This is a genomic window from Secundilactobacillus collinoides DSM 20515 = JCM 1123 (genome assembly GCF_001435975.1).
In the GTDB taxonomy this organism is placed as follows: Bacteria; Bacillota; Bacilli; order Lactobacillales; family Lactobacillaceae; genus Secundilactobacillus; species Secundilactobacillus collinoides.
Map to the genome: position 1 here is coordinate 140,189 of NZ_AYYR01000013.1, position 25,698 is coordinate 165,886.

General features: G+C 48.5%; 23 protein-coding genes. 6 read left to right on the top strand and 17 right to left on the bottom strand.

What is annotated here, in order from left to right:
• Positions 1-134: 134 nt before the first annotated feature.
• Complete coding sequence (locus tag FC82_RS03125; protein ID WP_056996187.1) at positions 135-2,123, bottom strand: cation:proton antiporter; 1,989 nt, start codon at positions 2,121-2,123, stop codon at positions 135-137.
• A gap of 245 nt (positions 2,124-2,368) precedes the next feature.
• On the opposite strand from FC82_RS03125, the gene FC82_RS03130 reads away from it, so the two are divergent.
• Entirely contained in the window at positions 2,369-3,427 is a 1,059-nt protein-coding gene (locus FC82_RS03130) for an AI-2E family transporter (protein ID WP_056996188.1), read from the top strand.
• Between the two features lie 263 nt (positions 3,428-3,690).
• Here the strand turns inward: FC82_RS03130 and FC82_RS03135 are convergent, their stop codons facing one another.
• Positions 3,691-4,602 (bottom strand): helix-turn-helix transcriptional regulator, encoded by a 912-nt coding sequence (locus FC82_RS03135; protein ID WP_054758604.1) that lies wholly within the window; start codon positions 4,600-4,602, stop codon positions 3,691-3,693.
• An 88-nt stretch (positions 4,603-4,690) separates the two neighbouring features.
• On the opposite strand from FC82_RS03135, the gene FC82_RS03140 reads away from it, so the two are divergent.
• Positions 4,691-5,143: a VOC family protein gene (locus tag FC82_RS03140; protein WP_054758602.1), complete on the top strand. Its 453-nt coding sequence runs from the start codon at positions 4,691-4,693 to the stop codon at positions 5,141-5,143.
• A 370-nt stretch (positions 5,144-5,513) separates the two neighbouring features.
• Here the strand turns inward: FC82_RS03140 and FC82_RS03145 are convergent, their stop codons facing one another.
• Together FC82_RS03145 and FC82_RS03150 are read right to left on the bottom strand one after the other, a co-directional pair.
• Positions 5,514-6,869: a serine hydrolase domain-containing protein gene (locus FC82_RS03145; RefSeq protein WP_235809159.1), complete on the bottom strand. Its 1,356-nt coding sequence runs from the start codon at positions 6,867-6,869 to the stop codon at positions 5,514-5,516.
• Between the two features lie 78 nt (positions 6,870-6,947).
• On the bottom strand, positions 6,948-8,084 hold the full coding sequence (locus FC82_RS03150) for a serine hydrolase domain-containing protein (protein WP_054758600.1): 1,137 nt from the start codon (positions 8,082-8,084) through the stop codon (positions 6,948-6,950).
• 564 nt (positions 8,085-8,648) lie between these two features.
• On the opposite strand from FC82_RS03150, the gene FC82_RS03155 reads away from it, so the two are divergent.
• Positions 8,649-9,497, top strand: a complete 849-nt coding sequence (locus tag FC82_RS03155; protein WP_054758598.1) for an alpha/beta hydrolase — start codon at positions 8,649-8,651, stop codon at positions 9,495-9,497.
• 359 nt (positions 9,498-9,856) lie between these two features.
• Here FC82_RS03155 and FC82_RS03160 read toward each other — a convergent pair whose 3' ends face one another.
• From FC82_RS03160 to FC82_RS03170, 3 genes are all read right to left on the bottom strand, one after another.
• Complete coding sequence (locus FC82_RS03160; protein ID WP_056996189.1) at positions 9,857-10,789, bottom strand: LacI family DNA-binding transcriptional regulator; 933 nt, start codon at positions 10,787-10,789, stop codon at positions 9,857-9,859.
• Between the two features lie 3 nt (positions 10,790-10,792).
• The gene (locus FC82_RS03165; protein WP_054758596.1) at positions 10,793-11,596 is read right to left on the bottom strand and encodes an HAD-IIB family hydrolase; all 804 of its coding nucleotides are present in this window, start codon (positions 11,594-11,596) and stop codon (positions 10,793-10,795) included.
• A gap of 143 nt (positions 11,597-11,739) precedes the next feature.
• Entirely contained in the window at positions 11,740-12,642 is a 903-nt protein-coding gene (locus FC82_RS03170; protein WP_153020994.1) for a LysR family transcriptional regulator, read from the bottom strand.
• Between the two features lie 84 nt (positions 12,643-12,726).
• On the opposite strand from FC82_RS03170, the gene FC82_RS03175 reads away from it, so the two are divergent.
• Together FC82_RS03175 and FC82_RS03180 are read left to right on the top strand one after the other, a co-directional pair.
• Positions 12,727-13,707: a zinc-dependent alcohol dehydrogenase gene (locus tag FC82_RS03175; protein ID WP_056996190.1), complete on the top strand. Its 981-nt coding sequence runs from the start codon at positions 12,727-12,729 to the stop codon at positions 13,705-13,707.
• 27 nt (positions 13,708-13,734) lie between these two features.
• Complete coding sequence (locus FC82_RS03180) at positions 13,735-14,574, top strand: SDR family oxidoreductase (protein WP_056996191.1); 840 nt, start codon at positions 13,735-13,737, stop codon at positions 14,572-14,574.
• Positions 14,575-14,961: 387 nt separating this feature from the next.
• Here the strand turns inward: FC82_RS03180 and FC82_RS03185 are convergent, their stop codons facing one another.
• The 4 genes from FC82_RS03185 to FC82_RS03200 all read right to left on the bottom strand — a co-directional run bounded on the left by FC82_RS03185 (position 14,962) and on the right by FC82_RS03200 (position 18,229).
• Positions 14,962-15,966: an aldo/keto reductase gene (locus FC82_RS03185; protein ID WP_054758587.1), complete on the bottom strand. Its 1,005-nt coding sequence runs from the start codon at positions 15,964-15,966 to the stop codon at positions 14,962-14,964.
• A gap of 86 nt (positions 15,967-16,052) precedes the next feature.
• The gene (gene plsY / locus FC82_RS03190) at positions 16,053-16,697 is read right to left on the bottom strand and encodes a glycerol-3-phosphate 1-O-acyltransferase PlsY (protein WP_054758586.1); all 645 of its coding nucleotides are present in this window, start codon (positions 16,695-16,697) and stop codon (positions 16,053-16,055) included.
• Positions 16,697-17,299 carry a lysophospholipid acyltransferase family protein gene (locus FC82_RS03195; RefSeq protein WP_054758579.1) on the bottom strand — a complete coding sequence of 201 codons (603 nt, stop codon included), beginning with the start codon at positions 17,297-17,299 and terminating at the stop codon, positions 16,697-16,699. The genes plsY and FC82_RS03195 overlap by 1 nt, the downstream gene beginning before the upstream one ends.
• A 12-nt stretch (positions 17,300-17,311) precedes the next feature.
• Positions 17,312-18,229, bottom strand: a complete 918-nt coding sequence (locus FC82_RS03200; RefSeq protein WP_054758577.1) for a DegV family protein — start codon at positions 18,227-18,229, stop codon at positions 17,312-17,314.
• A 175-nt stretch (positions 18,230-18,404) separates the two neighbouring features.
• Here FC82_RS03200 and FC82_RS03205 point away from each other — a divergent pair, with 175 nt between their 5' ends.
• Complete coding sequence (locus tag FC82_RS03205) at positions 18,405-19,013, top strand: TetR/AcrR family transcriptional regulator (RefSeq protein WP_056996192.1); 609 nt, start codon at positions 18,405-18,407, stop codon at positions 19,011-19,013.
• Between the two features lie 110 nt (positions 19,014-19,123).
• Here FC82_RS03205 and FC82_RS03210 read toward each other — a convergent pair whose 3' ends face one another.
• From FC82_RS03210 to FC82_RS03235, 6 genes are all read right to left on the bottom strand, one after another.
• Positions 19,124-19,780, bottom strand: a complete 657-nt coding sequence (locus FC82_RS03210; RefSeq protein WP_056996193.1) for a hypothetical protein — start codon at positions 19,778-19,780, stop codon at positions 19,124-19,126.
• A 270-nt stretch (positions 19,781-20,050) separates the two neighbouring features.
• Positions 20,051-21,367: an aryl-sulfate sulfotransferase gene (locus tag FC82_RS03215; RefSeq protein ID WP_054758571.1), complete on the bottom strand. Its 1,317-nt coding sequence runs from the start codon at positions 21,365-21,367 to the stop codon at positions 20,051-20,053.
• A 12-nt stretch (positions 21,368-21,379) separates the two neighbouring features.
• Positions 21,380-22,621: an aryl-sulfate sulfotransferase gene (locus tag FC82_RS03220; RefSeq protein WP_056996194.1), complete on the bottom strand. Its 1,242-nt coding sequence runs from the start codon at positions 22,619-22,621 to the stop codon at positions 21,380-21,382.
• A 32-nt stretch (positions 22,622-22,653) separates the two neighbouring features.
• Positions 22,654-23,673: an ABC transporter substrate-binding protein gene (locus tag FC82_RS03225; RefSeq protein WP_054758566.1), complete on the bottom strand. Its 1,020-nt coding sequence runs from the start codon at positions 23,671-23,673 to the stop codon at positions 22,654-22,656.
• A 21-nt stretch (positions 23,674-23,694) separates the two neighbouring features.
• Positions 23,695-24,582, bottom strand: coding sequence for an ABC transporter permease (locus FC82_RS03230; protein ID WP_082620159.1), 888 nt, complete (start codon positions 24,580-24,582; stop codon positions 23,695-23,697).
• The gene (locus tag FC82_RS03235; RefSeq protein ID WP_056996195.1) at positions 24,579-25,373 is read right to left on the bottom strand and encodes an ABC transporter ATP-binding protein; all 795 of its coding nucleotides are present in this window, start codon (positions 25,371-25,373) and stop codon (positions 24,579-24,581) included. The genes FC82_RS03230 and FC82_RS03235 overlap by 4 nt, the downstream gene beginning before the upstream one ends.
• Positions 25,374-25,698: the final 325 nt, after the last annotated feature.

The following is a 25,698-nucleotide window of genomic DNA, read 5'->3' on the forward strand; positions in this document are numbered from 1 at the left end:
CTTTTTTAATGGACTTGAATAAAATTATAGTGAAGTTGCCGTATCGTTCTTGAGCAAGATAGCCAGGGCAGTTTGCGGCACGTAACCGCAGCCTTATCGGACGATTGGTCCCCTTAAAGCAACTGGTGCGAAGACTAACCGTTATAAGCATCCACATTCTCCAGGTAAGTCATCTCGTCGATTGAGATCCGCCGTTGCAGCCTCTGTGCGAGGTCGGGTTCGATCTGCCCCGAAGCCATTGCGCTTTGGATGAGTTCGTACTCGGCGTGAAAGGCACGCATGAACATCTGGTAGACGATGTCGGAATCAACATCTTTGGCGTGGATCCGACGGTGACGTGTCCGGTAAAATCGGCGAACCAGGTTCGTCTCCACCGCGTTACCCTTCTTCGTCTTCAAGAAGGCCATGACGGCATCGAAACCCGCCTGCTCGATCGGTAAAATATCTTCGCCATGTTCTTCAAATTGTTGCCGCCAGTAGACTTCTTCCAGCGCGATAGGTGCTGTTAGAAAGGCTTCCTGTGCTTGACTGAGGTCCCGGTACTGCGTGCCCATATGCAGGCTGAACCGGATTCGCAGCCAAACGTTCTTCCAGATCTTTTCGTCAGCGGTAAAGTTGTTCAGTTGCAGAAAACGCCCGTAGTATTTCTCTTCATCGGCCGTGATCTTGCCATCGACGCGTAACTGGTGAACCGCTTTGAGTTCAACCTGGTGGCTGTCACTAATGAGCTGCCGTTGCAGACGCCGGTTGGGCGTTGCATCCAAGACGAGTTGTTGCTGCAGAGATTCAATAACGATCTGGGCTTCAGCGGGATGTTCTTTTTCGCCCGAAAGGTCACGAATCGCGGTTTGAATCATCCGCCGCACCCATTGGTACCGTGGCTGGGTGTCGTTTTGACTTGGCAGAATGATGGGCACGAAAATCGTTGGCATGATCAGACTGACCAAAATCACCACGGCGGCCAGAAAAATCATCGTGCCCCGTAAGGCAAACGCGTGGCCGTTGACGGTATTGGGAATTGAAAAGGCCAGTGACAGGGTAATGGTCCCGTTGGCACCGCTGAGCGCCATAATCAGGCTGTCACGCCAGATATGCTCGGAGCGGTTCCGTCGTTTAATCAAGAACCGCGTCCAAAGGAGCCGCAGCACACCCTTGGCCAGATAAACCAGGATGCCGATCCCAATCAAGACCAGCACAGTAATGTTGCTTTTATCCGAAATGTGCAATGCCCGGGTAACTTCCGGCAATGACAGGCCCAGCAGGACAAACACGGTCCCGGTCAGGGCGCCCGATAGAATTTTCCAAACGTTGCTGGTGACCATCTGCATCCGTGAACTGGTCAGCCGCAGTTTGTCACGCTCCGACCCCTGGACCAGCCCAGCAGCGACCACCGCGAGAATTCCGGAGAGGGCGAGCTGTTCAGCTAACAGGTACACGACAAACGGCGTCATCAGTGAGATGAGCACCATGATCAGCGGCGTATCGTCATTGTAGCGGATGAGGGCCAAACGAATGCTGACGATAATCGTCCCCAGCAAAGCCCCGAACAGCAGGCCGCCAAGGAACTCCCAGAGAAACAGCACCAGGGCGTGATTCAGTGAAAACGATCCAGAAATGTAAGCCCCCAAAGCCATGTCAAAAATCACAATGCCGGCCGCGTCGTTAAACAGCGACTCGTTCTTCAACGTGCCCGCCTGTTCTTCCGCAATCGGGTTGGCCACGAAAATTGAATTGACCGCCGACGCGTCCGTTGGTGAGACAATGGCCAGCAACGCGTAGCACAAACTCAGCGGCAACAGGACGTACAGCGCGTGCAAGCCCGTTCCCACAACGAGCACCGTGACCAGCACGAGGCCAACCGCCATGGACAAAATATTGGTGATGGAGCGACCGATCCAGCCCCGGGAGCTGTTTTGCGCTTCGTTAAACAGTAACGGTGCAATAATGCCCAGCGTAAAGGTCGACGGAACGAGCTGGAAGTTCTGGTAGACTGGAACCAGTGAGAGCACCAGCCCAATCGCAATTAAGAAAAACGGCGCGGGAATAAACGAGACGTGCCGCGCAAGAATGTTGGCAGCAACGACGGCCGCCAGGATCACTGAAAATAAGAGCACGAAATCCATATTGTGCGAAACCTCCCCTTACAAATAATCTATAAGGCCATTTTACGCCAGAACTGCGGGAAAAGTCGCCCGAATCGACTTGCAGGCCAGATTGACCAACAAAAAACAACCGAGTGTCGAGCGTACGCGTCAGTCTTATCTAAAAATCAAGCGTCTCCAATGGCGCTCAGCCCTTTTGACCGGTATACTTTAACTTATAAGAAATTTGCCACCATACACTAATGATTTTGGGGGAACGCAATTTAATGTCGAGATATCAAAAATTCATCGCCAACCAACCTGTTCGTCGCGGGGTCGTCCTGCTGAGCCTAGTGTTTGTCCTCTGGCTGGCTCGAAGTGAAATGAGCACGGTGCTGCTGACGTTTATTTTTTCGTTTCTGGTGATTCAGTTGGTGAACCTGATTCGCCGGCACGTCAACATTCGGCCGGTCATCATCGTGATTCCGCTGTATCTTTTGATCATTGGCGGAATCTTCTACGCCGTCTTCAACTACGTCCCATCGCTGGTCAGCGAATCGATCAAGTCGATCAACACAGTGATCAACTTCTATACCAGTGGCGCGTTTGACCACAATCAAATGATTCAGTGGGCCGTGAAAAGTGTTAAACAAATGAATTTGACCGGCCAGATCAAAACGGGCCTGACCGCTGTGCTTTCGTACGCCGGCAGTATCGGTTCAGCCGGCGTAACGATTGCCCTGTCGTTTTTACTGAGTTTCTTCTTCACCGTTGAGATCGACGAATTGAAACATTTCGGCGGGCTGTTTATCAAATCACCGTTGGGCTGGTACTTCGCTGACCTGCGCTTCTTTGCGCTAAAGTTCATCAACACATTCGGCGTCATCATCGAAGCACAATTGATCATCGCTATCGTGAACACCACGATTACGACCATTACCCTGATTTTCTTAAAAATGCCTAACATCCCGACGCTGGCCGTTATGGTCTTCTTCCTATCGTTGATTCCAGTGGTCGGCGCCATCATTTCCGTCGTCCCATTAACCATCATAGCCTTTACGGTTGGCGGTGTGCAATCGGCCATCATCATTATTGTCATGATCATTATCATTCACTTTCTGGAAGCCTATGTTTTGAATCCGCGATTAATGGCCAGCCGAACTGAACTGCCTGGATTCTTTACGATTGTGATTTTGATTATTGCCGAACGGCTATTCGGTGCCTGGGGGCTGATTGTCGGGATCCCGATTTTCACCTTTCTGCTTGACGTGTTTGGGGTCAAGAAGATTGGCAGCAGAACGGCGAAACAAGCAGTTAACGACACTGATGCAAAGCCTAAATCTTAAAAACGTTTGGCATAAAGCCAATATCATCTATAGACAAGTATTGTTTTACCGCGCCCAGTTTATGTCGCGTAAATGGATGACTAACGACTACTTATGACAATTCAAGGCACCCCAGACCGAAATCCTAATTTGGATTTCGGTCTGGGGTGCCTTGGAATTTTGAGACATTGATGTTTGTTCAGCGCTTTTTTACGGTTAGTTCAGGCGAATAGTTTGAAAACTGGTTGGCCACTTTTCTGCGATTGGCCATCCTGTGTCAACATCTATAATTGATGAACCAGTGCCTTGGCGTACGCGCGAAAATCGGTTTTAAATCGCGATTGATTCAAAATCTGAACCCCCTGTCCTAAACCTAACAAAAACCGGTAACTCGCGTCATTATTCGGCAAGCCGATCGTTGCGTGAAATGTCTGCCCATCCGTTTCGTTGATCACATCCGGGCCAAACCGTTCCACGAACACGTCACGAAGCCGTTCCGCCACAGCTAACAAGAGGGTTGTTTCCTGCTGGGCTTTCGGCCCGCCATGTAGCACAAGCTCATTGGCACTGATTGACCGCGGTTCAAATGTTTCTGCCGGGTACTCGATCATGGTGAGTTTTGCGAGAGTAAAGGTTCGAAGCGCATGCCGGGTCGTGTCGAAGCCCTGTAGATACCACCGTTGGGCTTTGAAAACGATGCGGTATGGTTCCAGAATTCGCTGGCTCATTTGGCCACCCCGGTCCGTGTAGGTAAATTTCACGATACGGTGTTGTCGAATCGCAGTTAACAGAGCGGTTGCGCGTTCTTGCAGGGCAACCGTGCCCGGCCAGCCCTGATATTCAATGATTACCGGCACCAGATCTTCAGATACGGCAGAGAGCCCCTTGATTCGGTTCAGCGTTTCCAGAAGTTCGGGGGTTGCCAGCAGCGTAGTTGTACCGGATAGCGCAATCAGCAGATTATCAAGATCCGTTTGGGTCAGCAACTTTTTGTCCACCTTGTAATTCGGCATGATGCCGACACCACCATAGCGTCCCTGTTTGGTAAAAATCGGGATTCCCGCCTCATTTAACGTGTCCAGATCCCGATAAATGGTGCGGACACTGACTTCAAATAACGTTGCCAGTTGCGTTGCCGGTACCATTTCTTGTCGCAGCAGTAGGAAGACCAGACTAATTAATCGACTTATTTTCATTCTTTTCTCCAACCTTGACAGACAGTTGTCATGTTTTACTTGCTATACTATGCTTATTAAATCAATTAAGCAATTGGAGGTCGTCATCATGACAAAAACAGAACTGATTCCTTTCCTATCGTTAAATGGACAAGCAAACGAGGCCATCGCCTTTTATGAAAAAGCACTAGGGGCCAAGGTCGTTTTTAAAAAGACTCTGCTTGAGGTTCAGCAAATGGGCGCGCCAATTAAGCTGACGCCTGAAATTGAGAACCAAGTCAGCCACAGTGTGTTAGTCTTGCCTACCGGAGGCGAATTAATGATCAACGATGCACCCGTTGACGGCGCACCATTTGTGAGCGGCAACAATCAGAGTATTTGCCTGCAGTCAACGGACAAAGACCAGATCACGACCCTCTACCAGGGATTGGTGACAAACAGTGACCAAGTTGACATCATCACACCACTGACCAGTAACGTCTTCAGCCCAGCGTACGGAATCGTGAAGGATCCCTTTGGCATCGTCTGGCAGCTGACGACCTCAATTCACAATGATTTCTAACCAATCGAAGACAGTATGATTTAGTTAACAAGGCAAGGTTGTTTCCAGATATATAAAAGCCCCCACCTAACTCCCCAATCGGGATTTTTAGGTGGGGGTTTTATATTCTGGCGCAAAATCGCCCTTTGTCGCACGCGCGGGTCCATTAACCAGTCCAACAGTTAATCTTCATGATTCTTTCTAGTCAGCAAAGTTGAAACGACTACCAGTTATATACGACAAATGTGTACCGCTCTGACCCTAATGTTTTTGACAAAAAAACCAGGAAACCGTTTTGCCGTTTTCCTGGTCGGATTTCTGAAATACCGTCATCGGTAGCTGGTAATACTCGCCTGGCAAGGTGACTGAGCAAAAAGCGTTTACTCAGTAGTTAATAATACACAGCTACCCGATACAACTGATAGACAAAATCCTTTCGCGCCGCATTGTTCTTCAGCGGACCACGGTTGCCAAACACGATGGCCGCGTGGTAGTTGCCGGTGGTGGCGTAGTAGCCTGTGTGGTAATTCAGGCCGCTAAACGAACCGTTGTTGAATTTGACGCCGCTGCGACTGACATAAAAGCCGCCGGAATAGGTGCCGCCATAGTGCAGCAATCTTTGATATTGCGGTTTTGACAACACTTTACCGTTTTGCAGTCCCTGGATGATCGCTGTGAAGTCCGTTGGCGTTGTCAGCACGTTACCAGCGCCGACAATGGCCGCCATCCGCGCGTTTCCTACCGTTTGCGGCTGGGCGTAAGCATTGGCAGCCGTTAGGGTATATGAATAAGCCGTTTTGCGCTTCAATGCTGGTATCGATTGGTTAACGAGCACCGTGTGGGTCAGTCCCAGTTTCGATAAGAGTCGTGACTGCACATTGGCCGCGTAGGATTTCCCGGTCACCTTTGAAATGATCCCGGCGAGCAGCACGTAATCGTCATCGCTGTAGTTAAAGGTCTTATCACTACTGACCTTGAGCGTTTTGATGGCTAACGCAACCGCCCCGCTTTCCGTGGGTGCCGAAGTTGGCAACTGTTCCGAGTTCGTGATTCCAGAGGTCATACTGAGCAGCTGTTTAACCGTGATTTGTTGACTGCCGCTGACTTGGGGGTAGTAACGGCTTAGGGGTGTTGACGGTGCGAGCTTGTGCTGACTGATGAGTTGTTGAATGATGGCCCCAGTCATTGCTTTTTGCAGCGATGCCAAGGGATACAGCACGGTGCCGGAACTGCTGTTAGCTGTGTGCGTTGTCGTGTCGGCCATGCCGGCATTGACCACCGTTGGCTTGGTTTTACCGGCGGAGATCAACGCCGCTGACCCGCTGAAATTGGCCTGTTTCATCACCCCTGATGCGACCGTTGCAAACGACACTTTCTTGATACCGTGAGTATTCATCCAGCCTAACGTTTTGTTAAAGCAACGCAGTTTGACATAGCTGCCCGTCTTGGTGGTCTTCGTTTGCAACACACGCACATAGGCGTTCGTGTAATCACTACCATCGGCGTCACGCGTCTTGGTGCGGCGACTTGTGTCATAGGGGCCGTCCGTGTAAATGGCATAACCGCCCTTGCCAACTTGGTTAACGACCTGGGCATCATAGTGATGCTGATCAGTCGTTAAGACGGGATTGTAGCCGTTACTGGCCGCGCAACTGACATCGCCAATGAGAATGACCATCACGATAACTGCCATTAAAACGATTGGTTTGCGCCATTTTGACCGCTGTTTGCTTAAAATAACACTCACCTTCTGTTTTCCTTTGGAATGGTTATCGGGTTAAGTTCAGGTTAGGTGGCGGTGCTCGTGGCCTACAGATTGGCATCGCTAACCCGCCACTTTCTTAAACAGCGCCTTAGCCAGCGGCAGGACTGACGCTTTTTTGCGGTAATCGTTTGACAGCAAAACCACCCCCGACTTGCCATCACGCGTCAGCAAACCTGCCGATTCGTACCCGTAGCCGATGCCGTGCAGGCGAATACCATTAGATTGGTTGTAGACCCCGCCGCCATACGTCGAAACACTGCCGGCTTGATGCAGTTCCGAGATTGCTTGACGAGAAATGACCTTACCGGAAAGCAATTGCTGTTCCGCGCGAAACAGGTCCGTCGTTGTCATGTAGAGTTGGCCGGTCCCCAGTTCGTCTTGCATGGCCGCCCGCGATTCGTGGTAGACCCGCTGGTAGTTCGGGGTCAGCTGATTGCTGCTGACGTGATGGTAGCTGGTCGTGCGAAAAACTCGGTGGCCCCACTGTTGAACAAAGCCCGTGTGTGTCAGGTGCAGGGGCTTTTTAAACGTGGCGTTGAAATTTTGTGTGTAGGAACGGTGGGTCAATTTCGTAACAATGCCGGTCAGCAGGACGTAGTTCACCGGTTCGTAGCGCCACTGACCTGCCAGCTTCGGATGAGATTCCAGATGTTTCACATCGTAGGCCACGACCTGTTTTTCACTGAGCGGGGTCTTACTGCTGCGGTCGAGTGATAGTCCTGATGTCATGTTCAGTAACTGTTTGACCGTGACGTTGCGTGCGTTTTTGATCTGCGGGTAAAACTGCGACAAGGGCGTGGTCATCCGTAACCGCTGCTCAGAAATAAGTTTCATGACCATCGCTGCGGTGAGCGACTTTTGAATGGATAGTATTTGGTACTGAGATTGACTGTCGTTTGGCGTTGGCCGCACAGCATTAGCGTATCCAAAACCCTGTTGGTAAATGATGTGGCCGTTTTTAACGACCAGTGCGCTGCCCACAAAATGGTGCCGCAGCAGGTACCTGGTGACGCGTGTCCGTTTCCCTTTTGGCTTGTTTTCCGAAGCCGTCAACCCCTGTGACGTCTGAATCGGTGCTTGATAGTCTGGGGTGTCAGCGCCGGACCAGTGCCGGTGCAGTTGCCAGCCAGTAATTCCTGTGACACCAATGACTAAGACGATTGCCCCTAATCCAAATAATCGTTTATCGATATGCATTTTCTAACCACCTATTTTTAGCGCATGGCGGCAATCAGTGAAAGCCATTTTGTGCTTTAAACCACCCGCTCAGCTTGCTTGCTGAACGGTGTGTCCAAATGAATAAACATGGCTAACCGATTCCACTGATGCGCTGTTTTCATGACACGTTAAAAATTTGGCCCGTAGTTGATCCAAATTAAGCATCATTGACGTAGTTATCATAACGAAGACCGCTGCACGCAAAAAGTGACGGTCGCTAAACGGTTGCTGAGAATTTCTAATCTTTGAAATCAGTTTGGTCGACACACTCAATCAGAAACTTTTGGAATTAAAGTGCGCGACGCAAAATGATTGTATTTTTTCTAGTGAATAATGCCGCTTCGTTTACCAGTGATTCGCACTCCACGGCTTGGCAGATTCCCGTTATCGCAGCGGTGCTGACTAAAGATTAGAAATTCCAATCTTTTCCTAAGCCAATCTAGAGGGTAAGTTAACAGCGCTTTGCGTAAGGTGAAGACATACAAAAAATGATGATAGCAATCAAAAAACGAAAATGAATTGATGAAAAAAGGGTGATCTCATATGCGTCGATGGACATTATTAATAGCAGCAGTTAGTCTTCTGGCTGTCGGGGTGGCAGCAGTTGGCCAAACAACCATATCTCATTCAACCCACACACAAATCGTGAGTGTGGCTGCCCAATCCGGGGTGGCGACCGTCTACATTCCCGGTCATCACGCTAGTCCGCACGCCATGAATGCGTTGATCTCAGGTGGTCAACGGGCATCCGGGGAACGATCAGTGACAACGGCGACGGTCAATCGTAAGGGTCGGGTCAGCCTTTCTGGTGGTGATCCGTACACGAAGCATCCGCTAGTCCGGGTCGTCTTTCAAAACACCCGCACCCGCGATTATCGCACCCTGGGCCGCTGGGTCGAGCACGTCTTCTGGGCATTGCAGTACCAATACGGTGTCAAGAAAGTCAACGTGGTCGCCCACTCCTTAGGCAACGCGGCGATTATGGCCAACAACCTTGAATACGGCCACAGCCATCGCCAACTGAAATTGCAAAACTACGTGGCAATTGCCGGCAATTTTGATGGTATTCCGGGCCAACACCGCCACCAGCATCCCAACTGGATCACCATGTCCGGCCGTCCTCACTGGCAGGCACCCTGGTACCGGTACGCCCTGGCGCACCGTGGTCAATTTAATTTAAGCGGCGTGCGGGTACTCAACATCTTCGGTGATGTTCGGCACCATTCAGACGGCAAGATCTTAAACGCCAGCTCGCAGTCATTGCACTATCTGATTGGCGACAAGGTCAGCAGTTTTAAAACGTTGCAGATACGCGGACTGGAAGCCACTCACCGTGGGTTGAAGCATAATACGCAGGTGCGCCAAAACGTGGATACGTTCCTGTGGGGTTAGAACGGACACAAGCATTCAGGGATGACCAGTGCAACAATAAAACAGCCAAGCGATAAATCTCGCTTGGCTGTTTTTATAGTCGCTCCGATTTTTAATATGTTCTTTAAACACCACAACTGTCAGATATTTAATCAAACGTTGGGCCAAATATTCAACACGCTGTATGATTTCCCCGTGTTGATTCAACGTCTGTGTGGCAGGGTTTTATAACGCATCCCGTTGCTACTCAAGTACATAGACTTGTTCCGGTATCTGCCCTACGCTTGGCCAAGCTTTTCTAAGCAAACGAGCGGGAATGAGCTCGCCCTCAAGGTTTTGTTTCGCCTCTAAATTAGCCGATAAGTAACCACAATCATTTGCTATCTGATAATGAACTCCGATGGAATACCCACTCGGCGTTGCTTGCCTAGTTTTCCCGTTGCCATCAGAAAGGCTTCGTGCCCCACTGTTTCAAAATGGTGGTCAATGGTGGAAATGCCCAGCAGTCGGCCTGTCAGTTGATTTTCTTGGCCAATCAAAAGGGGCACTGGCAAGTGGTGATCCAGCAGATATTGCCGCACGCCGGCTGCCACATCATCGCCATCGGTGAGCACATATTTTGCGGATGTAAGCTGCGACCCGACGCGGTAACCATCCTCATAAGTCATGACAGCCGTCAAAAATTGGGTTGTTGGTTTCGCATCGTTAAACACACTGCGGTAGGCCTTCATTGTCGCCTGAGTGGTCGCACTACGTGATTCCGGTCGGTATGAGAGCAACGCCAGATGATCAGCGTGTTGGGCCTTAAGCCAATGAAATACTTCCCGGTAAGTTGATTCCCGCTGCGAATATACAGCCGCCAAGTCGGTCGTTTCTGGGTGTTCACACATGACAATTGGACCATACTGCTGGTAATGCGCCAAAGTCGAAAGCGGTAAGCCATGGGACGTGAAAATGAGCCCGTCAAACTGGTTTCGGTGAAGCTGTTCAAGATAGCCGACTTCAGTCTCATCATCGTACGCCGTTGGCAGCAACGTCACCCGGTATTTGCTGGCAAATGCCGCGGTCATGATACCCTTGATGAGCTGCGTCTGGTAAGGATGATCCATGTGCGGTAACACCACACCGATGTTATGCGCCGAGCCGCTGCTTAGGTCCTGAGCCAGCGCACTGGGTACGTAATCCAAATCATGAACCGCAGCCATTATTTTCTGCTTCGTGGCGGGCGCTACATAACCGCTGCCGTTAAGAGCCCGCGAAACCGTCGAGGTAGAGACGCCCGTTCTGGTGGCAATATCACGAATGGTTGCCATAGGTTACCATCTTCCTTGTCTAAGTTGTTCGATGCCGAATGCGACACCATCGTTTTGATTCGTTTTTGTCGTGTGCACAGCCAATTGTTTCAGTGTTGCAGTGGCGTTGGCCATCGCTATCGGCACCGTCACGTGCGTAAGCATGGCCACATCGTTGTCACCATCGCCAAACGCAGCGGTCTGGCAGAGCGAGCCATGATCTTGTGCGAGCACCTCATCGATGCCACCCGCCTTGTCCGTTTCAATACTGGTTAGTTCGATACAGAAACGGCCGGATCGTTTAGCCGTAATGGGCCAGTTTTGACTAAAGATAAATTGTGTTAACTGGTGTAATCGATGCCGATTCAACGTCTGCAACATAATCTTATATACTGGCGTTTCACCACGCATCTTAACAAACGAAACGACCCGTGGCAATAGTCCCGTGAGCTGGCTCTGGACCATAACGGTGGTCTCGATGTGTTCAGTAAACCAGTTATGTGCTGTGTAATAACTGAGACCCACATCGGGGAAAGTACAGGCCAAAATTGGCACAATTTGTCTCGCTAGGATGAGATTGATCGGTGTTGCTGTCAACGGTACCCAGGTGACACCAATCGGTTGAAACACGATGCCGCCGTTAAATGCAACTTGCGGTGTGGTCAACCCTAGGCGAATGATGGCCGGCATCATTTCCCGGGGTGACCGGGCAGAAACCAGTGACACCGGCAATGAACTTTGCCGAATCGTTTTGATGGTGGTGTTGCTGACACGCCCACACGCGTCCAATAAGGTGCCGTCCATGTCACTAAAAATGTGTATTGTCATGATAAACGCTCCTTGTATCACAAATTTAGCTTAAGCATAACTTGTGGAACGCGTTCCATGGCAAGAGAAAAGACAATGACGAGATGGTTTTTTCATCATTGTCTGATTGAGGTACATTAGAACTGATTAGGTCGATAAAGGCGTCAAAGTGTTGGGAGATATGACAGAAATGCAGCAACTGCTGAATCCATGGGGCTTTTTAGGTAGCACCAACCGGTCGTCATGTGTGTCGACAGGTTGCTTTTAATGGGCACAGATTCAAGGCCAGGCATATTTTCGGGGATTTGAGTTTTGGGAAGAATGGTGAACGATGGTTCCATCAACAGTTCCGTCATCATCAGATCCAGTGATGTAAAGCTTTCCCGCTCACCGTTAAATTGGCCTTCTGCGAGTAATTTATTAATTTGATTTGAAAAAAATTGTCCAGGCCACTCATCTGGTTGAAGAAACTTCAAATTTGTCAGTTGAGAAATCTTCAAGGGACGTAATTGTTTCAAAATACTAGTATCAGCGACGATAACAAATTCATCCGTATTGACACTTCGCCAAGCCAAAGGTTTAATCGAATGGTCAACGATGGCCAATCCCAACTGAGCCGTGCCCCCAAGAACATCAGCGATGGCATCATTTGAGGACCGTTTATTAATTCGCACAGTAAAGTGATTTCGATAGGTTTTTTTAAATGCCGTTAGTTGCTCAACAAATGGTTGAAAGACGGGCCCTAGAAACATTGAAACATTCAACGTTGTTTCGGCGTAATCACTATCCTGCCAAAGCGCCGCGAGTGCCTTATTGTAAGTTTCTAGAAGTTGTTTCGCGTAACCTAGAAAAGTTTCTCCGGAATTCGTCAACGCAACGTGGTGGTGATCCCTTACGATGAGTGCGTGGCCGACTTCTTTTTCTAGGGCTTTTATGTTAGCACTCATTGCGGGTTGTGAAATAAAATTCTTTTTTGCAGCTTGTGTAAAATTAAGTAATTCCGCTACATCTACATAATATTTTAAGGTATTAAAGTCCATATTCTGCCTCTTTGTTATAAAAATCACTTATGACCCATAACAATTATCCGATATTTCCGTTCTGATGTAAACCATTTTAGAATGAAACCGTATTCAAAAGGAGGAACTATCATGTTAAGAAAGTCCGTTTATTGGCCATCCGCCGGCGTTGCAGAATATCACGAGTCAGAAACGCGCGAACCAAAGGATGACGAAGTTTTGATTGCGAATCACTACTCCTTGATTAGTCAAAGTAGTGAGCATAGTTGGTTCATTAATGATAAAGCCCACGTTGTTTTAGGCACGACTTTCCCTTTCATTCCGGGTTATAGTGCGTCCGGTTACGTTGAGTCCGTTGGTAAGAATGTCACGAAATTTAAAGTCGGTGATAAAGTCATTGGTGCGCCAGTGTTCGGCGCTCATTCAAATTTCGCATACGTGGATGAAATCAACACCTATGCTGTTCCAGAAAACGTAAAATTGGATGATGCAGTTTTTTATAATCTGGGTATGACAGCCCTTTTCACGTTAGATAAAGCGGCGCTTAGATTAGGTCAATCCATCGCAATCATTGGTGCGGGCGTTCTTGGGCAGATCGCCATTCAAGGCGCGAAAGCTGATGGACTGCACCCAATTATTGCGTTTGACATTCAAGAGCAACGGCGTCAGGCTGCTAAAAAAGCTGGTGCAGATTACGTTTTAGACCCGAACGATTCTGATGGCATCGAATCCCTGATCCAACAACTGGGCGGCGGTGTTGACGGTGCGCTGGATGTTTCCGGTAGCAATGCCGGTATGAATCTGGCAATTCATTTAGCAAGACCGCTTGGCAAAGTTGTTTTCTGTACCGCAAATAATGACGATCAAACGTTGCACTATGGTGAATTATTCATCAAGAATTTAACGCTTCTCGGCGATTTTGTGAATACCGAAATGAATCGTCAACACAAAGCAATTAGCAACTTTTTGTGGTTGTTAAGCGCAAAAAAGATTGTCGCCCCTGCCCACGAGGATACCATTTACGAACCGACGGACGACAATATTAAAATGCTTTACGGCAAAGTATTAAAGCATGATAACACAATCAATAACCCCATTTTTAAGTGGCGTTAAATTAGTTGGTAAAAGGAGATAATTAAGATGAAAGTACTAGTTACCGCATCGTTTTGTCACATCGGTCAAAAGGTGATCCCACTGCTTGCTGCCAACAACGTGGACGTTCGAGCTGTTGATCCGGATCCCAAAAACACCGCCCCACTAAAAAAATTGGGTGCAAAAGAAGTTATCGTCGGTGATATTCGGCGTGATGAAATTATTGACAAGGCAGTTGCCGGCGTTGATAAAGTTTTGCTGATCTTGCCCGATGCACTGTCAGGTATGGTGCCAATGGCAACCAGATTAATCGAAGCTGCAAAAAAGAATAACGTCACCCATTTTGTTTTCTCTTCATGCTTAAATACCGTGATGGAATTGATTCAGCACTGGGAGAAGTATGAAATTGAAGACGAGTTGATGGGATCGACGCTGAACTATACCATCACCAAACCAAGCGGCTACATGGAAGGACACTTTCCGACTGGACCAGGCAGTGTCTTTGAAACTGGCGTCTTAACCAGTTTCATGAAAGTTGATCAACCTTCCAACTTAATCAGTTTGGACGACATCGCAGCCGCCAATGTCAAAGTGCTGTTGAGTGATGACGAGTACTACGCCTGCTCACTTGACTTATGTACAAACGACAATCGGACAACGCGAGAATATGCGCAAGAGATTTGTGATAAAACGAATCAAACATTAAAGGTAAACATGATTCCTATTCCTGATTTTCCATCAGTTCATGCGAATGACCAGTTTGGCCGGATTGCCGCTTACCATGGCAATCATCCCTACAAAGAAAACCCGCTTGATTTCAATGCGGTAATGGAACGGCCGGCAAAATCATTTAGTCAGTACGTTGATGACGTTCTAGCCAGCAAATAAGTGATGAATAAGTAGTAAGTGCGAATGAAATACCATCCCAAAACAACGCCCCTCATCCCTTGTACAGAATGAGGGGCGTTGTTTTGATGTCGCAGCAAGTCATTGTCATAAAGCCCTAATAATTGCACACGTAAAGCAGGACTAATGGTGATGAACAGCAATGCAAATTGCCTTTAAAACACAACAACTTGCTATCTACGTTGCTACTAGTAGTCTGATCAGGCCCGACCTAATCCTACTCAATTTCCCACAACGTCACAACAGACCTAGTTTTCAAAATGTAAAGTGTGCCTTATTATTTGAAAGCTTGGTCTGTTGTCTTCAAGTGGAAAATCCAAATTGAATGGGTAACCCCCCAGGCTCGGCCAATTATCGTGAGTTTCTCAGCTATTTCTTTTCATCGATCAAAACGGTACCCTGATCCGGATTATGGTCAATGGCGCCCACGATTTCGTGTGGGAAGTACAGTGCTTCAAGATACTGCACGTCATCGGCTGTCAGCTGCAGGTTCAGCGCGTTGGCAGCGTCATCTAAATGACTGACCTTGGTCGAGCCGACGATTGGGGATGCGACACCCTTCGCCCACTGCCATGCAAGCGCGATTTGGCTCATTGAGGTATTGTACTTGTCTGCTAATTCACTGACCCGTTTGACGATGTCCAGGTCTTGATCCTTAGCCTTATCATATTTGCCCATAGCAACGCGGTCAGTCTGACTGCGCAGCGTATCCGTTTGCCAATTCAAATGGCTCAGGTGGCCTGCCGCCAACGGACTGTATGGCATGAGTGACACGTTGTCCTGTTTGCAAATAGGAATCAGTTCCCGTTCGTCCTCACGGTACAGCAGATTGTAGTGGTTTTCCATGGTTGAAAATGGTGCCCAGCCGTTGTCTTTAGCCACCTGCTGCATGTTCTGGAACTGGTAGCCGTACATGGCAGATGCCCCTAATGCCCGGACTTTTCCTGCTTGGACCAAGTCGTTTAACGCACCCATCGTTTCTTCAATTGGGGTGTCATAGTCGAAACGGTGAATAATGTAAACGTCAAGGTAGTCCGTGCCGAGGCGCTTTAATGTTCCGTCGATCTCGCGGGCAATGGCAGCCTTTGATAATCGGCCTTCATTAAAGTACACCTTTGAAGCAATAACGACTTTGTCCCGGGCGACGTTCTTCTTGAGCGCCTGACCCAGGTAAGTTTCACTGGTACCGGCTGAGTATACATTGGCGGTGTCAAAGAAGTTGATGCCTAAATCCAGTGCGTGTTTGATAACCGCTTCACTGTCGGCCTCGTTTAACGTCCAGTCGTGCATAGTTCCGGCTTTCCCAAAGCTCATGGCGCCAACGCAGATTTTTGAAGCGTTGATGTCGGTGTTGCCCAATGTCGTGTATTTCATAATGCGACCCCTTTTCTTGATTGTGATTTACAAGACAAGTGTAGCCCTTCGAGTGAACTTTAAGTCAAGTATTTAGTCGCGGAATTTTAAGCGTGATGTTGGCGACGCTGCCAAGTAGCCACCAGGCCATAAGGAATCGTGCGTTCAGAGTGGGACAGCAGCCGTTTGATATTCGCATGATGTCGGACTGTCACAAATGCTGAAACCAGGATCATAAAAATAACTAAGATCGGTTGGCCCATTGTTGCGCAGATGACAGTGGTTCCCCATAAACTGACAACGCTGGCGACGCTGACCATGCTGGAAACTGCCAGAAGAAGCAGAAATAATCCTAGCGCGATCAGCAATAGTTTAGGTGCCACAGCTAAAAGAACGCCGGCAGTGGTGGCGACGGATTTGCCGCCTTTAAAGTGGAGAAAGCACGAAAACGCGTGACCCACAATGGCTACCATCCCCGCCAGAAGTCCCAACGCTGGTGCATGAGCAAAATGCAGCCATACCGGCAGCAACACTGCAACGTAGCCTTTGGCGGCGTCCAGCAGCAAGGTGACCAACCCCACCGGCAATCCCAGCATTCGTGTCATATTGGCTGTCCCGATATTACCGCTGCCAAACTGCCGCACGTCTTTTCTGCTTAGCAAGCGGCTCAGTAATACCCCAGTGGGAATGGACCCGATGACGTATGCCCCCAACAAGAGCACGTAGATGATAATCCCTGTTTTTTCTGACATTAGAAGATCACCGGCAGCCAGGATTTACGAGCGGGCATTTCTTCAGCCAATGCTGTGAAGGTCTGGTTGAGGTCGTAGGTCGCTTGTTCGCGCTGCTTTCGGTTAAGTGGTTGTGATGGATCGGTCTGAATTGCGTCACCGATAACCAGTGTGTTGCGTCCCCACCCCTGATGCTGGATGGCGACGGGCAGAATCGGTGCCCCACTGTTATGGGCAATCACGAGGTAGCCAGATTTAAGCGTACTGCTGTAGCGCGACCCGCTTGGAAACACGATCAAGGACTCCGGCCGCGTTTTTAAATGGTCAACAGTCTGGTTTAAGACTGCTACGTTAGGCTGCCCCCTGTCGATTGGAAATGCATTGAGCCGGCGGAGAAGCCAACCAACTAATGGCTGCTTAAAGAGTGCCTGCTTTGCCATGAAGAAAAACGGTGTTGGGGCCAGCGTTGTTGCGTATACCAAGGCATCCCAGGCGTGGTGATGCTGCGCCACAAGAATGTACGGCTGATTCATAATAGCACGATCACGGTGCTGGATTTTGATTGGTCCGAGTTTAAAAAATAAGTATAAGTGCACACATTGGCGTGCGAAACGATAGAACATAGCATCATCCTCCTAGGCTTGAACTTGCAGCTGTGAGCGCTGGCTTATCATCTGGTCGACCAACACTTGCCAGTCATAGGCCCAAGCGATGGCGAGTACGCCGGCGCCCGTATGACAGCCGACGCCAGGACCGATGACGCTGGCACTGAAGCGAACATCTGTGAACGTGTGTTTCAAGTGGTGCAGCCAGGCACGTTTTTCATCCGGCGCGTTGCCATCAAACACAACGGCGGCGTATGGTAATTTAGGGGCAGCCTTCAAACTCGTTGTCAGGTCTGCTTCGATGTGAGCCAGGGCACGCTGCGCTGTTCGTTCCTTCGCGATTGGGCGAATGACACCCGAGTCCTGAGTGTCAATGGCAAGAATCGGTCGCACGCGCAACAGGTTGCCTAACACCTGCGAAGTGGTCGAAATGCGCCCCGTTCGTTTTAAGTAATTAAGGTCCTTAACGATGAACTCGATTTGCAACGAGGACTTCAGTTTTTCCAGAGCCGTCAAAATCTCGTTGACCGCAAACCCTTCCTTTGCCAGTTTTGATGCCAGCAACACCAACATTTCATTTCCCCCGCAGGTACTGTTGGTGTCGACTAAATGCATTTGCGGCTGCTGCTGATCAGCAAACACGGTCAACGCGCTGTTAAACGAACTGATGCCTTTAGACATCGGCAGCATGATGACGTCGGTCACCCCCGTTTCACTCAGCTTTGCCAGCAGATCAGTCACCGTTCCCATACTGGGCATTGAAGTTGTCGGTAACGTTTTGCGGGTCGCTAATTGCGCATAGAACGCTTTGGGCGTAATCGTTGCCATATCGATAGCGGTTTTTCCGTCCCAAATAATTGAGACTGGTGTGATATAAATATTACCGGCACGGGCGACCGTTTGCGGAGTCAGGTACGCCGTGCTGTCTGTTATGATTGCGATTGTCATATAAACGCTCCTTCTGGATTGCTTTTTGAGCACTATACTAGTATAGTTGCTGAATGAATCCTATACTAGTATAGTCACGTGACAACGTCAATCAAAAAATGATATGATAGTTATTGAAAACCACTGAGCGCGGGGCGTGACGCCCACCTTAATTTTTTCAAAAGGAGGTCATCGGATGACGACTGAACCGTTAAAAACCAAAATATTAGCCGTGAGCCTGCCATTATTTATTGAACACGGTTATAAAAAAGTAACTTACAAACAAATCGCGGATGCCGTTGGAATCAGCAAATCGCTCCTGCAGTACCATTACCCGCAAAAGAGCCAATTGATGGCAGATCTAATGAACGTCAACTTCAACCAGTGGCTCAAAACGATTCCGGAGGGCGACCTGTACACCCGCCTCACCGCGTTTTTACTGATGTTTTTTGATTTTATTTCAACTAATAAGGCCGTCAACGGACTAATGACCGAAATCATCGCCAATAACGAACTCTTCAACGCCTTCATGACCTTCTTTAGTAACTGGCTGGCGGATAACAACTTCGTCAAACACGATGACAACAAGGTCAAGGCAGCCCTGCTGTTCGCTGTCAGCGGCGGTCTGCAACTGTACCGGTTTAAGGACAGTCTGATGGTGCCGGTTGAACAAGTCACGCATACGATTATTGCGACCCTGCTGACAATTGTGGGCAAATCCAGTCAGTTGATCGACAGTACGTTTCATAATGCTGAAACATTGTATCAGCAATTACGGATCAAGGGGTGGCAGTTAGTGTACTAAAAAAATCCCCGCAATAGCGAGGATTTTTTTATCTTTAACTTTCAAACTTCAGCGTAAGTGCTGAGCAAGTTTCGGATTCGATGACGGATCGACTAAATGATAGTGACTATTTAAGCATTGCCAGTCGGAGTATAGAAATAATTTCTCACCGTTCCTACTGAGTAGCTGCCAGAAGTTTTGTTTGCACGAATTGCCAAACGATAATTATACTTTCCTGTCTTACTCTTAATATGTTTATCTGGTAATTTAAGCATGTTTGTTTTCGCGTAATAGTAGGTCATATTATTCGCATGACGCATCGCAGTAAGCTTGGTTGAGGAAATCGGCTTAGTATTCAAATTACCGGACGTATAATATTCAGCGTACCCGTTAACAGTCAACACTAACCTTGGTGCTTTTTTATAGGCAGAATTTGTTAAATTTGCCTTTCCTTTCACCAGATAATGATAGGCGTATATAGCTTTGGATCGTGCATCTTTAACAGTATTCACAGCGCTAAAGGTTAATGTCGTTTTGGTTGTTTGATGCCGTATTGCATAATTTGTGTCATCCAAGGCGACTGTAATCATTTCTTTGTTCTTCTTAGTTGGTTGCGTCATGACCGTCAGCGTTGTGCCACGCGGGATAGTAACCTTGCCTATTTTAATGGTTTTTGTGGTCGTCACATCGTCTGATTTTGCTTGTGCATGAACAGGTTGATCAGCACTGACAAATAGCGTTGCCATCAGCATAGAAAAACCTAGAAATATAACTTTATTGGGCTTCATTTAACCACCTCCAAAATTATTTTACCATAAAAAAAAACGATTATACTACCCGCCATAAGCACTGCCGTTTAGCATTTTGGGAACGTTTTTTATCAAAAAAAATACCGGTCACGTCACGATTTAAATAAAGTCGGTTGTATGATTTGACCGTGCCATTCAGTCATTGATAATAAAATTTGGAGAATATGATGGCAATCGTATTCTCTTTTATGATATAGTCACAAAAAAACCGTAGCGCTTAAAAGCGTTACGGTTTTTTAGTTTATCAGATTAAACGTGATATTCAGCTGGCACTAACTGCCGGATCGGCGTTTCTTGCGGGTCCGTGACCTGTGGCACCCAGTCATATGGGACGCGGTAGGCGCGATAAGTCATATTCAGTGTCTTGCCTTCGAAGGCTTCGTAATAGGGGTTGATGTACTCCCAAACCGTTTCGTGTTGCGGGGTGACCTCAAATAGTCGACCGTCTGAACCCTCAGTGATCATTGTGTTACCGTTTGGCAGCCGTTGGGCGGCACTGATGTAGGGACTGAAGAAACGTGAATTGTCCGCTTCACCAGCATCCTGAGCGGTGTATTGCCATTTGATTTCAAGGGTTGTCGGGTCGATTTCCAACACGCGGGAATAGTCACGGTGTTCAGTCTGGGTGCCGTGTTCAGATACCCCGTTGACAGCACCGTAACCAGCCCAGCCGCCGTTATCAAATAATAACAAGTTGCCTTCACCTGGCAGCCCCTTTGGAATCATGTGGAAGTGGTGCTGACCAACGATTTGGCCGAGTCCGACATCATCGAAGTTCGGTCCGATCCGCCAAACGATTTCACCAGTTTTCTTACTGGTAATGGCGAGAATGTTGGCGTTTCGCGAATCCCAGATGATGTTGTCCGGATTAAAGCGTTCGTCGCCAGCATCGTACCATTTGTTGGGGCCCAACGTCGATAAACAGTTGATGTGTAGCCAGTCGCCCATGCCACCGCCCGCGGGCACCATGCTGGGATCGCGGAAGAGGACGTTTTTCTGGGTCTCACTGAACCCAAGTTCGTCAAAGTGGTCACTCGCTCGCCACTGCCAGAGGAGGTTGCCTTCCCAATCGACTTCAATAAATTTATCATCCAGCAGTCGTTTGTCGGTGATGTTGTGGTTATAGAGATTTTCGTGGGTCAGCATCAGCGTATTGCCGCCTTCAGACTTCGGTGTCATTCCGGGAGCGTAATAACCGGTGGTCGAGCCTTCCCGCTCAAAATCATGGTGTTGTCGCGCCATATGTGTGGGTGCTTGACCCGGGTCAGTCACTTCTTCGTTTTGGTCATACCGCCAAACGATATTGCCGTCCCAGTCGACCTGAACGAGGTTAAGCTCATCTTGATAACCCTGTTTAATATCGCGCTCGCCGGTTGACCCTAACACGTAGCCGCCAGGTAAAATCTTATTTGGAAAGCCGGAGAGCCCGGCCCATAATTGAACCTCGTTGCCGGCCATATCAATGAGTAATGCGCCCTTTGCTGAAGGAAAAATCGTTAAGCCGTTATAGGCTTTTTTTGGATCATACAGAGTGGTGCCGGTTGGATAAATTCTTGGATAGCCCATAGACAAGTCCTCCTAATGTTTAGCCGCGCCGCCAAAGGTGACAACGCAGAAGTCATGTTCTGATGTTTTTGTGAGGTTCTGTTTTGAATGCGGATCGCGAACGGCCCGAAGACGTTGCGGGTCGACCCCGTCAACCACGGTAACCTTCCCTGCATTCGCGCCATTCGGTGAGCCGGGGACGCGCAGGTTGGTGACGTTGAGTTGGGCCACAGGCCTTTCGCTTGGTCGCGGCAAGTCTAACTGCGCATAGGCAATCCGCTGCATGCCGGTGATATGGTTAACTTTCGCCCCGCCAGCCAGTGTTTTGAAATCTGGGCTGACATACTCCCAAACCGTTTCATGCGCCGGCGTGATCTCAAATAAACGCCCGAACAATCCCTCTAAGATCAGGGTATTGCCGTTTTCTAACCGTTGAACACCGCCTAATTGGGGGCTGTATAGTTTGTACGCATCGAGGGGTTGTACATTGCCTGCTTCTGTTGGCGTGTACTGCCATTCAATTTTTAACGTTGTTGGGTTAATTTCTAAAATGCGCGAATACTCCCGGTGCTGATTATGGATACCGTCTCGCGATAATCCGGACACGGCACCATAGCCGGCAGCACCACCCTGATCAAAGACCAGCAGATTCCCCGCCCCAGGTAAAGTAGAATCAATCAACTGGGCATTTGTGGGGTTGATCAGCCAGCCTAACTGCCGGAGCGCAGGTGTTTTCGTGTAGGTTGGGCCGAGCTGCCAAACCAGATGACCTGTTCGCGAGCTAATAATGGCGACAATGTTGGCGTTTGGTGCGCTGAAGATCAAGTTGTCAGGGTCAAACCGGCTGTCTCCGGCATCGTACCAAACATTGTTACCTAGACGCCGCACGCTTTCGATGGTTAACCATGGCGTTTGCCAACCGGAACGGCTGTTTTCCTCAATCAAACGGTAAATGGCGTTTTCTGCGGTGGTATCAAAGCCAAATTCTGTAAAATGGTCGCTTGCAACCCATTGCCAAACGGTGCGTGATTGGGCATCACAAATTGTAATTTGACTATCTAATACCGGTAAACTGCTGAACCCAGATTTTGCGAACAATTGTGTTGCCACCTGGATTGATTCACCGGTTGGATTCAATTTCGTGGTCGAAACCACTTCGCCATTCATAGTCATAATATCGGTCTTGCCATCCCGTGAAATAACGGTGTAGCCATTATTTGCTTGTTCTGGATCATAGACGGTCGTTCCCGTCGGATAAACTGTTGGAAAACCCATTGAAAAGACTCCTTTCGAATGTGAGCTGTTGGTTAATTGTCAGCAATTGAAGCGCTTGGGATAGCCTTCTTCAGTGCTGAGGTATCAACATAATCGCTGATATTATAGGTGTGTTTTAATTCGTTGCTTGAATCGAGATATTTGTAGATCGTCTTGAGACTGCTGTAGGTCGAGCTATCAAAATTAATATTAAAGTTTTCGCTATTTAAGGTCGCAAGCACGGTGCTCTTTGGCACGTTCAGCTTTGCAGCAACGATGGCCGCTGCTTTTTGTGGGTGCGCTTTGACAAGTTTGACCGCGTCGTTAATGGCTTTCAAATAGGCTTCAGCCGCTTTTGGATGTTTCTTTAAGAACGATTTGTTTGAAATTGCAAAGGAAAGCGTTGGTGATGTTATCTTTGACTGGGTGGTCAGTACGCTGAATTTCCCGGTTTTTGCAAGTTTTTCCGCATTTTGTCCTGAAGCCCAAACAGCTGACGCCTTCCCAGACTTCATTAAGGCCAGTGCTTCTTGCCCCGTTTCAACTGATACTAGATTGACCTGACTTGATTTCAAGCCGGCCTTCTTGAGCGTTCTTGCAACCACATACTCTGTATCGGTACCTTTACTGGTAATAATTGTTTTGCCCTTTAAATCAGAGAGGAAATTAATGCCCTTTGCGACATAAAGTTTGTTACCACTCCCACTTGAACTAGAGAGTTTGGCAAACATTTTGAGACTGCTCTTGCTGGAACTGCCGAATCGGTTCAGTGCCGCAAAATCCGCCACGTAACCAATATCAAGTTGGCCGGTGGTGATGGCGTTTACGGATTCGATGCCGTATGAGAACGTCGAAGTCTTTACTTTGATGCCGTATTTGCTGAAGTAACCCTCTTTTTGAGCGATAGCAGCTAAGTATTGACCATCCGAGTTGGTCATGAGTCCTAGCCGAACTGTGGTCTTACTGCCACTGGAACTGGATGAAGAGCTGCTGCCTTTAAGGCCGAACATGGCGCCAACAATTATTCCTATGACGACCACGATACTAACGACCCAAACGATTATTTTTTTCAAGACACTATATCCTTCCTTTACCTATTTAGTTGTCCGGCGACTGTCAGAAATGCCGTACTTCTTTAAAACTACGTTGCCAAATAAGCGCAACAGTGTGTCTGAGAGAAAGCCAATGAATCCCAGAATAAAGATCCCGACAAAGATCCAATCCGTTCTGTAATACAGCCGTGATGTATAGATCAAATACCCGATCCCGTTTTGGGCCGCCAGCATTTCAGCCGCGACAATGGCAATGATGGCCCCACCTAACCCTAGCCGAACCCCGGTAAAGATGCTGGGGACCGATGACGGAATCACGACGCTATAGAAGATCTGAAATTTTGAGGCACCCTGCGACTGAGCAGATTCAATTTTTAACGGGTCGATCGCAATGACACCAGAAATCGTGTTGATAATAATTGGAAACATTGTGGCGTAGATGATCAAGGCCACTTTCGAAACTTCACCAACACCGAACCATAACAGGAACAGCGTCAGAAACCCAATTGCTGGGACGAACCGGAAGAAATTAATCAGCGGTTCGATCAACCAGCGGACAATTTTGAATTGCCCGATGACCAGCCCGAGCGGTACGGCAATGATGGTCCCTATCAACCACCCGCACAGGATTCTGAAGAGACTGACGAGCAGGTCGCTCTGCAGGGTGCCCGATTTAATGAGTTCTTGCGCTCCGGCCAGTGTTTTCAGCGGCGTTGGCAAAAAGCTGCCACCCATGACGGTTGCGGCGATTTGCCACACCACCAGCAGCAACACCCACGCCAGCAGTCCTCGCTTAGCCACAAACAAGAACCCATCCTTTAAGCGGGTCCCGATGCCGGCTTCCGCCTTTGCACCCAACGCTTCAGCCTGATGGACGGAGTCAGTGATTGGTGTTGATTCTTCTAAATTTTTTACGCGTACTGCTTTCATTTGACGGGTCCTCCTACTTCAAAGTATTGGTTGAGTGTGTTGACTAACTGCTCATTTTCTGACGAGTAAACGTTGCGCGGATAGGGCCGGTCAACCGGAATAGTAATGGCGATGTGTGATTCCGGCGACCGCGAAAAGATGCTGATCTTCTGACCGAGGTACGCCGCTTCCTGAATATCATGGGTAACAAACAAAATCGTTTTGCCGGTTTTTTGCCAAATGTCGATCAATTCGTTTTGCATGGTACGACGGGTCTGGGCGTCCAGTGCGCCAAAGGGCTCGTCCAGAATCAGGATACTGGGGTCGTTAGCGATACTGCGCGCAATTTGAACCCGTTGTTTCATCCCGCCTGACAATTCGTAAGGATATTTGTCGGCGTGTTCTTCCAGACCAACCAAGTTTAAGCTGCGTTCGACCACTGGCTTGCGGTCTTTGTCAGACACATGCTGCATCTTCAAGCCGTAGCCCACGTTTTCTTCAACGGTCAACCAAGGGAATATCGCAGCATCCGCGTTTTGAAACACAACGCCCCGGTCACTGCCGGGCTCGGTTACTTCACTGCCGTTCACTAAAACTTCGCCGCCCGTTTTCGGCAGGAAACCAGCAATGATATTTAACAATGTAGATTTTCCGCAGCCGCTTTGGCCTAGGAAAACGTGAAATTCGCCAGTGGGAATCATGAGGTTGATATCTTTTAGGACTAATGGTGAGCTTGTTTTTCGTTTAAAGAGCGACGATGCGGGTTGGTACCGCTTGGAAACGTGTTTGAGTTCAATACTGATTTTTGTCATTCCGGTCACCTCGTTTGGGATTTGTGTGAATGCCACCCGCGCCGCCGACACGCTTGCGGGGTAACAACTTGTCCTAATGCTACCTGAGGATCTGAGGGGCGACAAATTATTAAAAAAAATCACAGTCAGATGTTCATCCTGAACAAATGGCTGTGATACCTGCTGTCATGCGTTTTTGCTGGGTGATAAGTTTTGACCATCACCCCCATATTAGACTTAAGCCTTTCTTTGAATTTTTAGGTTCGGTTAAGGCGTAAAGGCTTATCAGTGCTAAATGATGATTTATGCAGATATTGGCGCTCATTTAATGCCTATGTTCGAATAA

What these genes read in the sequence shown, in the direction of transcription:
- FC82_RS03125 (WP_056996187.1), bottom strand. Translation starts at nt 2,123, where the DNA reads ATGGATTTCGTGCTCTTATTTTCAGTGATCCTGGCGGCCGTCGTTGCT.
- FC82_RS03130 (WP_056996188.1), top strand. Translation starts at nt 2,369, where the DNA reads ATGTCGAGATATCAAAAATTCATCGCCAACCAACCTGTTCGTCGCGGG.
- FC82_RS03135 (WP_054758604.1), bottom strand. Translation starts at nt 4,602, where the DNA reads ATGAAAATAAGTCGATTAATTAGTCTGGTCTTCCTACTGCTGCGACAA.
- FC82_RS03140 (WP_054758602.1), top strand. Translation starts at nt 4,691, where the DNA reads ATGACAAAAACAGAACTGATTCCTTTCCTATCGTTAAATGGACAAGCA.
- FC82_RS03150 (WP_054758600.1), bottom strand. Translation starts at nt 8,084, where the DNA reads ATGCATATCGATAAACGATTATTTGGATTAGGGGCAATCGTCTTAGTC.
- FC82_RS03155 (WP_054758598.1), top strand. Translation starts at nt 8,649, where the DNA reads ATGCGTCGATGGACATTATTAATAGCAGCAGTTAGTCTTCTGGCTGTC.
- FC82_RS03160 (WP_056996189.1), bottom strand. Translation starts at nt 10,789, where the DNA reads ATGGCAACCATTCGTGATATTGCCACCAGAACGGGCGTCTCTACCTCG.
- FC82_RS03165 (WP_054758596.1), bottom strand. Translation starts at nt 11,596, where the DNA reads ATGACAATACACATTTTTAGTGACATGGACGGCACCTTATTGGACGCG.
- FC82_RS03175 (WP_056996190.1), top strand. Translation starts at nt 12,727, where the DNA reads ATGTTAAGAAAGTCCGTTTATTGGCCATCCGCCGGCGTTGCAGAATAT.
- FC82_RS03180 (WP_056996191.1), top strand. Translation starts at nt 13,735, where the DNA reads ATGAAAGTACTAGTTACCGCATCGTTTTGTCACATCGGTCAAAAGGTG.
- FC82_RS03185 (WP_054758587.1), bottom strand. Translation starts at nt 15,966, where the DNA reads ATGAAATACACGACATTGGGCAACACCGACATCAACGCTTCAAAAATC.
- plsY (WP_054758586.1), bottom strand. Translation starts at nt 16,697, where the DNA reads ATGTCAGAAAAAACAGGGATTATCATCTACGTGCTCTTGTTGGGGGCA.
- FC82_RS03195 (WP_054758579.1), bottom strand. Translation starts at nt 17,299, where the DNA reads ATGTTCTATCGTTTCGCACGCCAATGTGTGCACTTATACTTATTTTTT.
- FC82_RS03200 (WP_054758577.1), bottom strand. Translation starts at nt 18,229, where the DNA reads ATGACAATCGCAATCATAACAGACAGCACGGCGTACCTGACTCCGCAA.
- FC82_RS03205 (WP_056996192.1), top strand. Translation starts at nt 18,405, where the DNA reads ATGACGACTGAACCGTTAAAAACCAAAATATTAGCCGTGAGCCTGCCA.
- FC82_RS03210 (WP_056996193.1), bottom strand. Translation starts at nt 19,780, where the DNA reads ATGAAGCCCAATAAAGTTATATTTCTAGGTTTTTCTATGCTGATGGCA.
- FC82_RS03215 (WP_054758571.1), bottom strand. Translation starts at nt 21,367, where the DNA reads ATGGGCTATCCAAGAATTTATCCAACCGGCACCACTCTGTATGATCCA.
- FC82_RS03220 (WP_056996194.1), bottom strand. Translation starts at nt 22,621, where the DNA reads ATGGGTTTTCCAACAGTTTATCCGACGGGAACGACCGTCTATGATCCA.
- FC82_RS03230 (WP_082620159.1), bottom strand. Translation starts at nt 24,582, where the DNA reads ATGAAAGCAGTACGCGTAAAAAATTTAGAAGAATCAACACCAATCACT.
- FC82_RS03235 (WP_056996195.1), bottom strand. Translation starts at nt 25,373, where the DNA reads ATGACAAAAATCAGTATTGAACTCAAACACGTTTCCAAGCGGTACCAA.